This window comes from Bradyrhizobium sp. (assembly GCF_016213215.1).
Classification (GTDB): domain Bacteria; phylum Pseudomonadota; class Alphaproteobacteria; order Rhizobiales; family Xanthobacteraceae; genus Bradyrhizobium.
In genome coordinates, this window is sequence record NZ_JACRAW010000103.1 from 1 (window position 1) to 14,455 (window position 14,455).

General features: G+C 62.6%; 15 protein-coding genes. 8 read left to right on the forward strand and 7 right to left on the reverse strand.

Annotation, left to right across the window (positions count from 1 at the left end):
* From HY852_RS17675 to aqpZ, 7 genes are all read left to right on the forward strand, one after another.
* A partial coding sequence (locus tag HY852_RS17675) for a FixG Ig-like domain-containing protein (protein WP_291606073.1) occupies positions 1-409 on the forward strand: 409 nt, incomplete at its 5' end.
* A 293-nt stretch (positions 410-702) separates the two neighbouring features.
* Complete coding sequence (locus tag HY852_RS17680) at positions 703-2,496, forward strand: NAD(P)H-dependent oxidoreductase subunit E (RefSeq protein WP_291606074.1); 1,794 nt, start codon at positions 703-705, stop codon at positions 2,494-2,496.
* On the forward strand, positions 2,493-3,233 hold the full coding sequence (locus tag HY852_RS17685; RefSeq protein WP_291606075.1) for a 2Fe-2S iron-sulfur cluster-binding protein: 741 nt from the start codon (positions 2,493-2,495) through the stop codon (positions 3,231-3,233). Before HY852_RS17680 ends, HY852_RS17685 begins: the two co-directional genes overlap by 4 nt.
* The gene (locus HY852_RS17690; protein ID WP_291606076.1) at positions 3,230-3,781 is read left to right on the forward strand and encodes an NADP oxidoreductase; all 552 of its coding nucleotides are present in this window, start codon (positions 3,230-3,232) and stop codon (positions 3,779-3,781) included. The genes HY852_RS17685 and HY852_RS17690 overlap by 4 nt, the downstream gene beginning before the upstream one ends.
* Before the next feature lie 13 nt (positions 3,782-3,794).
* Positions 3,795-5,282: a Ni/Fe hydrogenase subunit alpha gene (locus HY852_RS17695; protein ID WP_291606077.1), complete on the forward strand. Its 1,488-nt coding sequence runs from the start codon at positions 3,795-3,797 to the stop codon at positions 5,280-5,282.
* Positions 5,279-5,743, forward strand: coding sequence for a hydrogenase maturation protease (locus HY852_RS17700; RefSeq protein ID WP_291606078.1), 465 nt, complete (start codon positions 5,279-5,281; stop codon positions 5,741-5,743). Before HY852_RS17695 ends, HY852_RS17700 begins: the two co-directional genes overlap by 4 nt.
* Positions 5,744-5,878: 135 nt before the next feature.
* Positions 5,879-6,565 carry an aquaporin Z gene (gene aqpZ, locus HY852_RS17705; protein WP_291606100.1) on the forward strand — a complete coding sequence of 229 codons (687 nt, stop codon included), beginning with the start codon at positions 5,879-5,881 and terminating at the stop codon, positions 6,563-6,565.
* A gap of 31 nt (positions 6,566-6,596) precedes the next feature.
* On the opposite strand, the gene HY852_RS17710 is transcribed toward aqpZ, so the two are convergent.
* The 6 genes from HY852_RS17710 to HY852_RS17735 form a co-directional block, all read right to left on the reverse strand.
* Positions 6,597-7,865, reverse strand: coding sequence for a serine hydrolase (locus HY852_RS17710; RefSeq protein WP_291606079.1), 1,269 nt, complete (start codon positions 7,863-7,865; stop codon positions 6,597-6,599).
* Positions 7,866-8,000: 135 nt separating this feature from the next.
* Complete coding sequence (locus tag HY852_RS17715; RefSeq protein ID WP_291606080.1) at positions 8,001-8,402, reverse strand: cytochrome C oxidase subunit IV family protein; 402 nt, start codon at positions 8,400-8,402, stop codon at positions 8,001-8,003.
* 9 nt (positions 8,403-8,411) lie between these two features.
* Complete coding sequence (locus HY852_RS17720; protein WP_291606081.1) at positions 8,412-9,134, reverse strand: heme-copper oxidase subunit III family protein; 723 nt, start codon at positions 9,132-9,134, stop codon at positions 8,412-8,414.
* Between the two features lie 16 nt (positions 9,135-9,150).
* Entirely contained in the window at positions 9,151-9,855 is a 705-nt protein-coding gene (locus HY852_RS17725; RefSeq protein ID WP_291606082.1) for a cytochrome c oxidase subunit 3, read from the reverse strand.
* Complete coding sequence (locus tag HY852_RS17730; RefSeq protein WP_291606083.1) at positions 9,852-11,627, reverse strand: cbb3-type cytochrome c oxidase subunit I; 1,776 nt, start codon at positions 11,625-11,627, stop codon at positions 9,852-9,854. The genes HY852_RS17725 and HY852_RS17730 overlap by 4 nt, the downstream gene beginning before the upstream one ends.
* A gap of 88 nt (positions 11,628-11,715) precedes the next feature.
* A complete protein-coding gene (locus HY852_RS17735; protein WP_291606084.1) occupies positions 11,716-12,549 on the reverse strand; it encodes a cytochrome c oxidase subunit II in 834 nt (277 codons plus the stop codon).
* 555 nt (positions 12,550-13,104) lie between these two features.
* Between HY852_RS17735 and HY852_RS17740 the strand changes: the two genes are divergently transcribed.
* Positions 13,105-14,016, forward strand: coding sequence for a DUF2189 domain-containing protein (locus tag HY852_RS17740; protein WP_291606085.1), 912 nt, complete (start codon positions 13,105-13,107; stop codon positions 14,014-14,016).
* A 115-nt stretch (positions 14,017-14,131) separates the two neighbouring features.
* Here HY852_RS17740 and HY852_RS17745 read toward each other — a convergent pair whose 3' ends face one another.
* On the reverse strand, positions 14,132-14,335 hold the full coding sequence (locus HY852_RS17745) for a DUF2892 domain-containing protein (protein WP_291606086.1): 204 nt from the start codon (positions 14,333-14,335) through the stop codon (positions 14,132-14,134).
* Positions 14,336-14,455: the final 120 nt, after the last annotated feature.

A 14,455-nucleotide genomic window follows, 5' to 3' on the forward strand; every position in this document is an offset into this window, starting at 1 on the left:
CGCGATCGCCATCGTCGGCGGCATCATGCTCTACGCCCTGCTCACGAGAAGCACGATGAGCGTCAACGTCCTGCACGAGCGCAATCCGCTGTTCGTGCAGCTCGCCGACGGCGGGGTACGCAACGACTACACGGTCCGCATCCTCAACAAGGGCGGCGCCCGATCGTTCGCGCTCGAGGCTTCCGGCGTTCCCGGCGCGCTCCTGCACATCGCCGGCGTCGAGCCCAGCGCCAACGGCCGCCTCATCGTCGACGTCGGGCAGGACCAGACCCGCGAATTGCGGGCCTCGGTGCAGGTCCCGGGCAACAGGGTGCCGCCGGGCGCGGTCGACATCGAGATCAAGGCCACCGAAACCGCGACCGGCCAGACCGCCACCGCGCGCGACCACTTCGTGCCGGGTAGCCAGTGATAAGGACGCACAAACTCCATTGGGGCCGGGCCGCGGCCGGGACCAGCATGGCGGAACCGGCGGCGAAGGTGCCATCATGAGCCCGCGACGACTTTGCGCTCGATGGAGCCTTATCCGTTAGCGCCAACAAGCACTGCGTGCTGGCTATCGACATCTCCACTCTTGAATTGCTTTTCCGACTCAGGCACCGCAGGTGAACCCGACCGGCAACCGAAGCGTGCTGCCTTGATCTAGGTCACTACGAATTTTGGCGATCAAGTCACTGTGGGTGCCGACGAAGCAGGAACCCCAATATGAGCGATCACCAAGAAAAAGCCGTGGTCGACGCGGTTCTGGACAGTTATGGCCGCAACGACACAGCGCTCGTCCAGATTCTGATCGCGGTTCAGGACGAGCTCGATTGGATCTCTCCCGACGCCGTTACGCTGATTGCTGAAGGACTTAAGGTCCCTCGCCCGCGTGTCGAGGCGACCGCCAGTTTCTATTCTTTCCTCTATACCGAGCCGCGCGGTCGGTACCGCGTACTGTTTTCCGACAACATTATCGATCAGATGGCCGGCAGCCGCGCGCTCTATCAGCGTATGCTGGACCGATTCGGCTGCCAGCCGGACAAGGTGTCCAAAGGCGGGCTGGTATCGATCGGACTGACGTCGTGTATCGGCATGGGCGACCAGGGGCCCGCCATGCTCGTCAACGGCCGGGCCGTTCCCCGTTTGACGCCCCAGCGGATCGACCGGATCTGCCTTCTCATCGGAAGACAGGCGCCTCTCAACGAATGGCCGGCGGAATTCTTCGAGATCGACACCAGCATCCGCCGTCCGGACGTACTCCTTGGGCTTCAGATCACCCCGGGCGACGCCCTGAAGGCGGCGGTGGCCAAGGGCGTTCAGGGCTTCATCGCCGAAATGGAGCGCTCTAATCTTCGCGGCCGCGGCGGCGCCGGATTCACCACGGCGGTGAAATGGAAAGCCGCGCGCAATGCGAGCGGCGATGAAAAGGTGATCATCTGCAATGCTGACGAGGGCGAGCCCGGCACTTTCAAGGACAGGGTGCTGCTGCAATCCTACGCCGCCCGCGTTTTCGAAGGCATGGCTCTGGCCGCGTTCGCGGTCGGGGCGAGACAGGGATTCCTCTATTTGCGCGGCGAGTACCGGTATCTGCTCGCCTCGCTGCATCACACGCTCGATGAGTTGCGGGCGCAGGGGCTGCTCGGCCAGTCGATCCTCGGGGTGGAGGGTTTCGATTTCGACATCGAGATCTTCCTGGGCGCCGGCGCCTATATCTGCGGCGAGGAAACGGCGCTCATCGAGAGCCTGGAGGGCAAGCCCGGCAAGCCTCGTATCCGCCCGCCCTTCCCGGTCACGCACGGCTATCTGGGCCGGCCGACCTCGGTCAACAATGTCGAGACGCTGTGCAAGGCGGTGGAAATTGCGCTCCGCGGCGGCGAAGCCTACCGCGGCACCGGGACCCGCCAGTCGACCGGTACCAAGATTCTGTCGATCTCCGGTGACTGCGCCCGGCCGGGCATTTACGAGTATCCGTTCGGCGTCAGGATCGCGCAGGTGTTGGAGGACTGCGGCGCGGAGGACCCGCTGGCCGTGGTGATCGGAGGAGCTTCCGGCGTCTGCCTGTCGGATAACGAGTTCGGCCGGCGCATCGCGTTCGAGGATGTGCCGACCGCCGGCGCTTTCATGGTCTTCGGGCGCGAGCGCGACATCGTCGACGTCGCAGTGAACTTCGCGCACTTCTTCGCGCACGAAAGCTGCGGCTTCTGTACGCCATGCCGCGTCGGCACCTCGCTGGTTGCCGACATCCTCGACAAGATCGATCACGGCCACGGCACGCGCTACGAAATCAACGAACTGCGCCTTCTGCGGCAGGTCCTCTCGACGACGAGCCACTGCGGCCTCGGCCAGATGTCCATGACCGCGCTCGGTCAGATGCTGGAGAAATTCCGCCCTGCCTTCAACCGCCGTCTGAAATCGCTCGATTTCGAGCCGGGCTTCGATCTCGACCAGGCGCTGGCGATCTCGCGAAGCATCACCGGACGCGACGACGAAGGCGCCCACCTCGGAGCAGAGGCATGACTGCAATCGAAAACATCCTGATGATCGACGGCGTGCCGGTGAAGTTCGAGCCGGGCCAGAGCATCCTGGAAGCGGCGCTGAGCAACGGCATCTTCATTCCGCATCTGTGCTGGCATCCTGACTTCGGAGCGCATGCCTCGTGCAAACTGTGCACGGTGATCGTCAACGGCCGCAACGGTTCGGCGTGCACGATCAAGGCCATGCCCGGCCAGGAGGTGTTCTCGAATACGCCCGAACTCGGGGAGCGGCGGCGCACGCTCCTGCAGATGCTGTTCGTGGAAGGCAACCATTTCTGTCCCGGCTGCGAAAAGAGCGGCGACTGCAAGCTCCAGGCGCACGCCTACGAAGAAGAGATGCTGAACCCGCATTTCAACCAGTTCTACCCCAACCGGCCGCTCGACGGATCGCACCCGGATATCCTCCTGGATCTCAACCGCTGCATCATGTGCGAGCTGTGCGTGCGCGCCAGCCGCGACGTCGACGGCAAGTCGGTGTTCGGCCTGTCCGGCCGCGGCCGCGCTTCCCACATCGTGGTCAATTCGCCGTCGGGCAAGCTCGGCGACACCAACATGTCGGTCGACGACCGCGCCGCCCACGTCTGCCCGGTCGGCGCAATCCTGGTGAAACGGGTGGGCTTTGCCACTCCGATCGGCCAACGGACCTTCGACAGGGCTCCGATCAGCGAACTCGGGCTCGACCTCGGCGTCGCCGCCCCGGTGGAGGAAAACGTCGAATGAACATCGTAACTCCACCGAAAAAAGTCCGCATCGCCACTGCATCGCTCGCCGGCTGCTTCGGCTGCCACATGTCGTTCCTGGACATGGACGAGCGCATTCTTGGCCTTGCCGAACTGGTCGAGTTCAACCGGTCGCCGTTCACCGACATCAAGCACCCCGACAACTGCGACATCGGCATCATCGAAGGCGGCGTCTGCAATATCGAGAACGTGCATACGCTGCGCGAGATGCGCGCCAACTGCAAGGTGCTCATCGCCATCGGCGCCTGCGCCATCAACGGCGGGCTGCCCGCGATCCGCAACCACCTCGATCTTCGCGATATCCTGTGCCAGGTCTACGACGAACGCTCGGAGGCGGGAGAAACCGTTCCCAACGACAAGGAGCTGCCGCTCCTGCTCGATCATGTCCATCCCATCCACGAGGTGGTGCTGGTGGATTACTTCATCCCGGGCTGTCCGCCTTCGGGCGATGCGATCCACAAATTCCTGACCGACCTGATCGCGGGTCGCACGCCGCGGCTCGATCGCGAGCGCCTGCATTACGACTGAGGAGAGACGACCGATGAACGTGCCGTCCGCCAAAGGGCCGATGCAGCTCGAAACAGCGACCCGTACCGAAGGCTTGAGACGCATCACCATCGATCCGGTGACCCGTGTCGAAGGGCACGGCAAGGTCACGATCCTGCTCGACGACGAGAACAGGGTCTACCAGGTCCGGCTTCACATCGTGGAGTTCCGCGGCTTCGAAGTGTTCATTGCCGGCCGTCCCTACTGGGAGGTGCCGGTCGTGGTCGAGCGGCTGTGCGGCATCTGCCCCGTCAGCCATCATCTGGCGGCCGCGAAAGCGATGGATCAGATCGCGGGCTACCACGTCATTCCGCCGGCGGCGGAAAAGGTCCGCCGGCTCATGCACTACGGCCAAATCATGCAGAGCCACGCGGTGCATTTCTTCCACCTCGCCTCGCCCGATCTGCTGCTCGGATTTGATTGCGAGGTGACGAGACGCAACATCATCGGCGTCGCCGCCGCCCATCCCCAGATCGCCACCGAAGGCGTCCTGCTGCGCAAGTTCGGCCAGGAAATCATCAAGATGACCGCAGGGAAAAGGGTGCATGGCACCGGCGCCATTCCCGGCGGCATGAACAAGGGCGTCTCGATCGTAGAGCGCGACCTGCTGCTCAAGGACATCGACGTGCAAGTGGCCCGCGCCGCGGGCGCCCTCGGCCTGATCAAGAAGATGTTCGGCGAGCGGGGCGAGTTCTTCAAGCGCTTCGGCGAAGTCGTCTCGCCGACCATGTCGCTGGTCAACGAAATCGGGGACCTCGATCTCTACAATGGCGGTCTCAGGGCGAAGGACGCCGGCGGCAGCACGCTGTTCGATTATGCGCCGGTCTCCTCCTATCAGTCCCTGATCTACGAGGGGACCAAGCCGTGGTCCTACATGAAATTCCCGCACATCCGCGCGCTCGGCGCCGATGACGGCTGGTACAAGGTCGGACCCATGGCCCGGCTGCTCACCGCCGACCGGCTCCCGACGCCCTTGGCGGAAGCCGAGCGCCAGGAGTTTCTCGCCGCCGGCTGCGGCCGCACCGCGCACGGCGCGCTGCTCTATCATTGGGCCCGGCTGGTCGAACTGTTGCATTCGATCGAGGTGATCCGCGATCTGTTGAACGATCCCGAACTGACCGGAACCGATTTGATCGGCGACAAGGGCGAACGCGTCGAGGAAGCGGTCGGCGTCATCGAGGCGCCGCGAGGGACGCTTTTCCATCATTACAGGGTCGATGAAAACGACCTCGTGAGCTACTGCAACCTGATCGTCTCGACCACAAACAACAACCAGGCCATGAACGAAGCCATCCGTTCGGTGGCGCGCGATCACCTGCACGGCCGTGTCCTGACCGAGGGCCTGCTCAATCATGTCGAGGTCGCCATCCGCGCCTATGATCCGTGCCTGTCCTGCGCCACGCACGCGCTCGGACAGATGCCGCTCGACGTCACGCTTGCAGACCGGTCGGGCGCCGTGATCGACCGGATGGTGCGCGGGTGAACGTCGTCGTCCTGGCGTGGGGCAATGAAGCGCGCGGCGATGATGGCATTGGCCCTGCGCTCGCCGCCCATGTCGAGGCCCACTGGCCCGCGGCGGCGCTTGTCGTCGACGACCAATTGCAGATCGAACATGCACTCGACTTGAAGGACCGTTCGCTGGCGCTGTTCATCGATGCTGGCCATGGCACGCCGGCGCCCTATCGCTTCTACGAGACATCGGCCCGTTCCGGCCTGACGCACACCAGCCACGCTCTTCCACCTGAATCCGTGCTGGACGTAGCAAGACAGATCGGCGTCAGCGCGCCGCCGTCTTTCGTGCTGTGCATTCCGGGCGAGCGCTGGGGCCTGGGCGAGTCTCTTTCCGAGGCGGCCGAGGAAAGACTCGAGCTCGCCCGCGCGCTGATCGACCGCCTCCTTGGCGAGCCTGATGCGGAAAGCTGGCGGAGTCTCGCCGGCTCGTAATCTCGCCCGCAGGCGAGCGCCGCTCTCAACCGAACCAGATGTCCTGGTTGTGCCTTCTTCCCTCCTCACACGCGGCCTAGCCTTCCTGATAGCCATCACGGCAAGACCGAAACCCAGCGATTAGGGAGGGTTGTGATGAACGGCAGGAAACTTGCGGCCGAAGCGATCGGCACCTTCTGGCTGACCTTCGGCGGCTGCGGCAGTGCAGTGATCGCGGCCGGATTTCCCGAGGTGGGCATTGGACTGCTCGGCGTCGCGCTAGCGTTCGGCCTCACCGTGCTCACGATGGCCTATGCCATCGGGCACGTCTCCGGGTGTCATCTCAACCCGGCGGTGACCGTGGGCTTGATGGTCGGAGGCCGGTTCCCGTCCGGCCTCGTCCTTCCCTACGTGGGAGCACAGGTGGTTGGTGCGATCGTCGGCGCGACAGTGTTGTATGTCATCGCCAGCGGATCGCCGGACTTCAACCTGGCCGCCGGAATTGCGGCGAACGGTTATGGGAATCACTCCCCCGGCAAGTACGGGCTGGGGGCCTGCCTGCTGAGCGAATTTGTGCTCACGATGATGTTTCTCTTCGTCATCATGGGCGCAACCCACGGCAAGGCGCCGGCGGGATTTGCGCCGATCGCGATCGGCCTTGCACTGACCCTCATTCATTTGATCAGCATCCCGGCGCGGAGCACGGGCCCCGCGCTTTTCGCGGGCGGTTGGGCACTGGCGCAGCTTTGGTTGTTCTGGGTGGCGCCGTTGATCGGGGGCGCTGCCGGTGGCTTTGTTTACCGGTGGCTGAGTGAGGAGCCGACGGGCGAGGTGACGGGATAGGCGTGCGCGCGTGGCGTCGCGTCGTGAAACGTCAGGCCTGGCGCAACCCGTGGCAGATCCCATGCTCGAATTGGCGATAAGCCTTGAGGGCTTGGCGGTCGGCGAAGGGCAGGATCTGCATCATGATCACGCCCGCGACCCGCATCGTCGGGTCGATCCAGTAATAGGTGTTGAACAGGCCGGCCCAGGTCAGGCTGCCTGCCGTGCGGCCATCGGGCACTGGATCGAGATTGATCATGTGCCCGAGACTCCAGCGCAGGTGAGTTCCGGGGAAGAAATCGACGTCGTTTGAAAGCGCCGGATTCGTCGTCTTGAGGATTCCGGCCTCGAGATTGCCGATCTGGTTTGCGGACAGCAGCGCAACGCTCTGCGGCCGAAGGATGCGCGTGCCGCGCAGACTTCCGCCATTGAGCAGCGCCTGCAGCAAGGTCATGTAATCCGGCGCGGTGGAGTAGATGCCGGCTCCGCCCGAAAATGCCTTGCGCCCGGTCGGCTTCTTCGCGGGCTGCGGCAGAAGCTTTCGGTTCGCATCCCGCACGTGCAGGCTGGCCTCGCGCGCAAGCTGCTTCTCATCGAGCGAGAAGGCGGTGTCGTTCATTTCGAGCGGGCCCGTGATGTGATCGCGGAAATAACGATCGAGCGGCTGGCCACTGGCGATTTCCACCATCCGGCCGACGCGATCGAGACTGCCGCCATAGGCCCATCTTGCGCCGGGCTCGAACATCAGCGGCATGCGGGGCAAAGCGGGATTGCCGCGGGCGACGTTGAGATAGCGAACGACCTTCGGATCCCACAGCAGATAGCTGAAGCCGGACGTGTGCGACAACAGGTTGCGCAGCGTGATCGGCTTTTGTGCCGGATGCAGTTGCGGGCTGCCCTTGGCATCGAAACCGGCGAGGACCGGAACCGAGGCCAGCATCGGGTCGACAACGGCGGCCGGCTCGTCCAGTCGCAGCTTGCCTTGCTCCACCAGCTGCAGCGCCGCAACCGACGTCAGCAATTTGACCATCGAGGCGATACGGAAGATCGTATCGGTCGACATTCGCGACTCTGTGGCGATGTTACGGAAACCGAACGCGCCCTCGTAGAGCACCGACCGCTCGTTCGCGGCCATCGCCACCACGCCGGGGATCTCCCTCGCGCCGACGCTTGCCTGCAATGCCCGGTCGATTCCCGCGCTGCGCGCCGGCTTCAGCGACGGTGAGGCGCTGCCGGGCACGGGGACGGCAGGCAACATGCCTGCGGCTGCAAGCCCCACCGTTTGCAACAGCGCATCACGCCGGCTGAGCAAGCCCCTCATGCGGATTTCCTGCAAGCTGATCCGGATTCGCTCCAGTCTAAACGTTGCAGGAGGTCTTTGGAACCTTGGCGCCTCAAAACGGAACGAAAATCCCAATTTGTACAAGGGGCGACAGCTGGCGCGAAGCAAGGGTATCTACGCCGGTGCCGCGAAGGACATGACCCGGATGAGGTGGGTATACTCGGATTCGAACGCCATGATGGCCACAAATACCAACACCAGCACCGGCGGCAGCAGGATGGCATAGGCCAAGGCCAACCGCTCCCAGGCCATGTGCATGAACACGGCGACGATCAGGCCGGCCTTCAGCATCATGAACAGCAGGATCAGCGACCACCTGAGATAGCCATGCAGGCCAAAATAGTCGACGAGATAGGAGCAGGCGCTGAGGACGAACAACCACCCCCAGACGGCGAGATAGAGCTTGATCGGGTGCTGCTGCCCCTTTTCGTGCGCGGCTCCAGCTGCGATCGCGTCATGCACATGGGTTTGCAGCGAAGGTTGTTGTCCCTCTAGATGCACCGCTACGTTTGTCATACGCCGACCTCACCAAAGATAAAAGAAGGCAAAGATGAACACCCACACCAGATCGACGAAATGCCAGTACAGGCCGGTGATTTCGACGATCTCGTAGTGCCCCCTCCTGCTCGTGAAAAAGCCGCGCCTTTCGATGTCGAAGTCCCCCCGCCAGACCCTTCGCGCGATGGCGATCAGGAAAATCACGCCGATCGTCACGTGGGTGCCGTGGAAGCCGGTGATCATGAAGAAGCTTGAGCCAAACTGCGCCGCGCCCCACGGGTTGCCCCAGGGCCGGACGCCCTCCATGATCAGCTTGGTCCATTCGAAAGCCTGCATTCCGACGAACGTTGCGCCAAATGCTGCCGTGATGAGCATCAAGGCCGCGGTTTTGACGCGATCGCGGCGGTAACCGAAATTGACGGCCATCGCCATCGTCCCGCTGCTGCTGATCAAGACGAAGGTCATGATGGCGATCAGGATGAGCGGGACCTGGGTCCCGCCGATCGTCAGGGCGAAGACTTCGCTCGGGTTCGGCCACGGCACCGTCGTGGACATTCGCGCCGTCATGTACGAGAGCAGAAAACAGCTGAAGATGAAGGTGTCGCTGAGGAGGAAGATCCACATCATGGCCTTCCCCCAGGAGACATTCTTGAAGGCGCGCTGATCCGAGGACCAGTCGGCAGCGATGCCTCGCCAGCCTGCAATCGGGGCAGACGGTTGTGCGGGGTTGGTCAGCGCAGTCTCTGCCATCTGGTCTTCGCCTCCCCTAGTTGAGCAACTGACGACAGATATCGATGAAACTGTCCGTCCAGCCGGTCAGCACGCCGAGTACGATCAGCCAGACCAGCAGCAGGAAATGCCAGTAGATGGCGCAGAGTTCCACGCTCAGGCGGGCCTCGGCAATTGCAACGCCACGCCACACCTTGGCAGTTGTTCTGCCCAGGGCCGCCAGACCGCCCATCAGATGCAGCCCGTGCGCCGCGGTGAGCAGGTAGAAGAAGGAATTGGCTGGATTGGACGCCACGAAATATCCCGCAACGCTCAGCTGCTGCCACGCCAACAGCTGCCCGGCCAGAAACGTAAGGGCTGATGCGCCGCCTCCGAGCAGGCCGACCATTACACCGTCGATGTCGTCCCGGCGCGCAGCGAGGAGCGCCCATTGGAGCGCGACGCTGCTCAGGATCAGGACGCCCGTGTTGAACCACAGCAGCTTGGGAACGGGCATTGCCCGCCAGTCCACCATACCCATGCGCATGGAATAAGCGCTGATGAAGAGCGCGAACAGCGAGCCGGCGACGGCGAGAAACACGCCCAGTCCGATCTTCGCTGCCGGCATGGTCATTGCGCCCGTGCCGGGGTAGTCACCGATCGAACCTTCTTCCAGCCAGGGTTTGGCTGTCAGCCGTTGCTGCGAGAGCCACCATCCGGCGATGACCGCTATTACAGCCATGAACAGGATGATGGCGCTCACGGCAAAGCTCCCTGAGCGGCCCGTCTCGCCGGCGGCTGGTTCTGCGGAATGAAATCCTGCTCGGCGCCGGGTACGCTGTAATCATACGCCCAGCGATAGACCACCGGGAGTTCCTTGCCCCAATTGCCGTGTCCGGGCGGCGTCTCCGGCGTCTGCCACTCGAGTGTCGTCGCCCGCCATGGATTGCCACCTGAAGGCTTGCCCTTGAACAGGCTCCAGACAAGATTGAACAGGAACACCATCTGCGCGAAGCCCACGATCAAAGCGACCACGGTGATGAAGGCGTTGAGCGTATGGGCCGACGACGGGATGAATGCCGCTTCGCCGATGTCGTGATAGCGGCGCGGAAAGCCGAGCAGCCCCAGATAATGCATGGGAAAGAAGATCAGGTAGGCACCGAGGAACGTAACCCAGAAATGAAACTTGCCCAGCACATCGTCGAGCATCCGCCCCGTCAGCTTGGGGTACCAATGATAGATCGCCCCCAGCACAACCAGGATAGGCGCCACGCCCATGACCATATGGAAATGCGCGACGACGAACATGGTGTCCGAAAGCGGGACGTCCACGACCACGTTGCCGAGGAAGAGGCCGGTGAGCCCACCGTTCACGAACGTGATGATGAAGCCGAGCGCGAACAGCATCGGGACCGTGAGATGAATGTCGCCGCGCCACAGGGTTAGCACCCAGTTGTAAACCTTGATGGCGGTCGGGATGGCGATGATGAGTGTCGTGGTGGCGAAGAAGAATCCGAATTGCGGATGCATGCCACTGACATACATGTGGTGCGCCCATACGATGAAGCTGAGAGCGCCGATTGCCACGATGGCCCAGACCATCATGCGGTAGCCGAAGATGTTCTTTCGGGCGTGGGTGCTGATCAAATCGGAAACGATGCCGAAGGCCGGCAACGCGACGATATAGACTTCTGGATGCCCGAAGAACCAGAACAGATGCTGGAACAGCAGGGGGCTGCCGCCGCCATACTTCATCTGCTCGCCCATCTGGACCAGTGCGGGCATGAAGAAGCTGGTTGCCAGGACACGGTCGAACAGCATCATCACGCAGGCGACGAACAGCGCCGGGAAGGCCAGCAGCGCCATGATGGTGGCCGTGAAGATGCCCCACACCGTCAACGGCAAACGCATCAGCGTCATGCCGCGGGTGCGCGCCTGCAGCACCGTCACCACATAATTCAGTCCACCCATGGTGAAGCCGATGATGAACAGGATCAGGGAGGACAGCATGAGAATGATGCCCCAATCCTGTCCCGGGGTGCCGGAAAGAATCGCCTGAGGTGGGTACAGGGTCCAGCCGGCGCCGGTGGGCCCGCCGGGCACGAAAAAGGTCGAAGCCAGTACCAGGACTGCGAGCAGGTAGACCCAGTAGCTCAGCATGTTCACATAGGGGAACACCATGTCCCGGGCGCCGACCATGAGCGGGATAAGGTAGTTGCCGAAGCCTCCCAGGAACAACGCCGTGAGCAGGTAGATCACCATGATCATCCCGTGCATGGTGATGAACTGGAGATATTGGCTTGCATCGATGAAGGAGAATGTGCCTGGAAATCCCAGTTGCAGTCGCATCAGCCACGACAGCACCAGGGCCACCAGCCCGATTGCGGTCGCCGTCAGCGAGTACTGAATGGCGATGACCTTGGCGTCCTGCGAAAAGACGTACTTCGTCCACCAGCTCCTGGGGTGATAGAGATCAACCTCCGCGACTTCTGCAGGCGGAACGTCGGTGACCGCGTCATACGGAACATCGACCATAGAAGTACCTCCTCGGTCGTTTTCCATCGGGGGGCGGTGACTTGGTCTCACGCGCCCTATCTATCTCGAGGCGGCACGTTCCTTGTTCTCATTCGCCGCCAGATCTGTACGTCGCCCTCATAACGGCGCTGCGGCCTGACAATTCCGCAAACGTCCGCTGCTGCTCGAGCCAGGCGCGATATTCGCTCTCTTCCTCGACGATGACCTTGGCGCGCATCTGCGCGTGCGCAACGCCACACAACTCGGCGCAGAGAACATCAAACGTTCCGGTTCGAATGGGCGTCATCCAGAAATAGGTGACCGTGCCCGGAACCATATCCATCTTGGCCCGGAATTCGGGCACATAGAAATCGTGCAGGACGTCGACGGAGCGGAGCAATACCTTGACCGGCTTGCCGATCGGCAAGTGCAAGTCGCCACTTTCGATCACGAGGTCGTCTTGCCCATGTGGATCGTCGGGATTCAACCCCATCGGGTTCTCTGAGCCGATCTTGCGGACATCGGACGTGCCCATTCGGCCATCCTTGCCCGGGAGGCGGAAGCTCCATTGCCACTGCTGCCCCATGACCTCGATCTCGGTGGCGTCCGCCGGAACCGTGACGAACTGGTGCCAGACAAACAAGCCGGGCGCCAACATGGCTGCGACCCCGACCGCAGTCCCTATGCTGAGCCACCATTCGAGTCTCTTGTTTTCGGGATTGTAGGCTGCCTGCCTGCCTTCCTTGTGATGGAACCGGTAGACGCAATAGGCCATGAAAGCGATCACCGCGAAGAAAACGACGCCGGTAATCCAGAATGTGATGTTGATGGTGTCGTCGATGTAGCGCCAGTTGGTGGCGATTGGCGTCCACCACCACGGGCTGTAGATGTGAAACAGCACCGAGCCGACTGCAACCAGAAGCAGTATAAGTGCGACAGCCATCCCTCATTCATCCTTGCCAATTAGGCTACGGAGATGAACCAAGGGGCGAAGCTCACATCTGTCCGCGATGGCCAGCTTCAGTTCGCCATCGTCGTGGCTCTTGCCTCGCCCTTTCAACCGGCCGCGACGCTGGAACACGAGACAGAGTGCACGTCACGACCGCCATTCACTTCGGAGCTGGAGGCGCGTCGAAGTTAAGCATGGTACCCGTGGCGCCTGCCGTCAATAGACCAGTTGAGCGAGCATGCCCCGCCCGTTGCGGCGTGTTCCGTTGGAGCAAGCCTTCGCGGTTCCATCGGCAGCGATCACCTTCATGACGCATCGCGACAAAGGATTTGTGCAAATGCACTCTTCACCCAACCGTGAGCGCCACCTTGCGCCGATCGCGCTAAGCTTGTCCGACCGGTCGCGACAGATTGTCCGGCGAGGCTTCCTTCGCATCACGTGGTTCGCCATGCCCGGCTCCATCGCGATCTTCGCAGATGAGGGCGAACGTGCGCGGCTTGAACACGCATCGTTCTTGCCGCTGCGACCACGAGCAAGGGAAACTTGGCCATGGCCACGCAGTATTCCGAAAACATCGCATCATTCGGACGAAGAGCATTAAGCCTCGCGACCCCCTACGTCGTTCGCAAAATCGGCCTGTCCGATCTGCGCGACGCGCTGCGCCTGGGTTGGGAAGATTTCAAGGCGGTGCCAAGCCACGCCATCGTGCTGTGCGTCATCTATCCCGTCCTCGGTCTTGTCCTGTTCCGACTGGTGCTTGGCTATTCGGTGCTGCCGCTGCTCTTTCCGCTGGCCGCGGGCTTTGCGCTGATTGGTCCTTTTGCCGCGCTTGGTCTCTACGAGCTCAGCCGCCGCCGCGAGCGCGGCGAGGAAGCCGCCGCCTGGGACGCCATGCGCGTGCTGCGCGCGCCGTCTTTCGGCGCCATGCTCGAACTCGGCATGTTCCTGCTCATCCTGTTCGCGACGTGGATCGCCACCGCGGACGCCATCTACATTGCGGCCTTCGGCCACGCTCCGGCTGCAAGCATCCCCGATTTCGCAGCACAAGTGTTGACGACCCCGCAAGGATGGTCGCTCATCATCGTCGGCTGCGGCGTCGGCTTCCTGTTCGCCGTCGTGGCCCTTTGCGTCAGCGTTGTTTCGTTTCCGTTGATGCTGGACCGGCATGCAACCGCGATAGACGCAGTGCGGACGTCGCTGCGGGCCGTGAAAGAGAATCCATTTGCCATGGCCGCCTGGGGTCTGATTGTTGCGGCGCTGCTGGTAATCGGTTCGCTGCCGTTCTTCGTCGGTCTCGCCGTCGTTCTGCCGGTGCTCGGTCATGCCACCTGGCATCTCTATCGCAAGGTGGTGGAGCCAGATCCGAATCCCCCACAAGAGCCACCCCGCCGGCCGAAAGAAGGGCATCGCTATGCGGCAGATTTCCCCGCCGCTCTCTTCCCATGGAGCCATGAGCGCTAGCCGATCCGGATCGAGCATGATTGGAAACCTTGGAGGCCGTCGTTTGGAAACCTCCGAAATGGACGGCCTTCGCCCAAGCCGGCTCTAACAACTGCGAGTGGCGCTTCGTGCCAACTCACTTGGCGCCGACGTCACCTTTCCTGGCCAACTGTGCGCGCAGGACCGTGAAAGGACACCAGCCGACGATGCCCGCCGTCAGCGGCACGATGCCGATCCAGGTCCAGGGGGCGCCGAAGCCCAGCATTGCTGGAACGATCAAGGCCACGCCGCCGACGAGACGCTGCACGCGGCCCGCAACACTCATTGTACTCGTCACCATGGAGAATTCCTTTCGTTGCGACCGGCGATGCCCAGGTTGGATGCAGAGCGCCGCCCTGTGACTGGGACAGATTTGAAGGAGTGGTCATGGCCGGACGACCCGGCCATGACGGTAGCGAGG

Bases quoted from the DNA above. Each gene is read 5' to 3' on its own strand.
- HY852_RS17685 (WP_291606075.1), top strand. From the start codon at position 2,493: ATGACTGCAATCGAAAACATCCTGATGATCGACGGCGTGCCGGTGAAG.
- HY852_RS17690 (WP_291606076.1), top strand. From the start codon at position 3,230: ATGAACATCGTAACTCCACCGAAAAAAGTCCGCATCGCCACTGCATCG.
- HY852_RS17740 (WP_291606085.1), top strand. From the start codon at position 13,105: ATGGCCACGCAGTATTCCGAAAACATCGCATCATTCGGACGAAGAGCA.
- HY852_RS17730 (WP_291606083.1), bottom strand. From the start codon at position 11,627: ATGGTCGATGTTCCGTATGACGCGGTCACCGACGTTCCGCCTGCAGAA.
- HY852_RS17745 (WP_291606086.1), bottom strand. From the start codon at position 14,335: ATGGTGACGAGTACAATGAGTGTTGCGGGCCGCGTGCAGCGTCTCGTC.
- HY852_RS17695 (WP_291606077.1), top strand. From the start codon at position 3,795: ATGAACGTGCCGTCCGCCAAAGGGCCGATGCAGCTCGAAACAGCGACC.
- aqpZ (WP_291606100.1), top strand. From the start codon at position 5,879: ATGAACGGCAGGAAACTTGCGGCCGAAGCGATCGGCACCTTCTGGCTG.
- HY852_RS17720 (WP_291606081.1), bottom strand. From the start codon at position 9,134: ATGGCAGAGACTGCGCTGACCAACCCCGCACAACCGTCTGCCCCGATT.
- HY852_RS17680 (WP_291606074.1), top strand. From the start codon at position 703: ATGAGCGATCACCAAGAAAAAGCCGTGGTCGACGCGGTTCTGGACAGT.
- HY852_RS17715 (WP_291606080.1), bottom strand. From the start codon at position 8,402: ATGACAAACGTAGCGGTGCATCTAGAGGGACAACAACCTTCGCTGCAA.
- HY852_RS17710 (WP_291606079.1), bottom strand. From the start codon at position 7,865: ATGAGGGGCTTGCTCAGCCGGCGTGATGCGCTGTTGCAAACGGTGGGG.
- HY852_RS17735 (WP_291606084.1), bottom strand. From the start codon at position 12,549: ATGGCTGTCGCACTTATACTGCTTCTGGTTGCAGTCGGCTCGGTGCTG.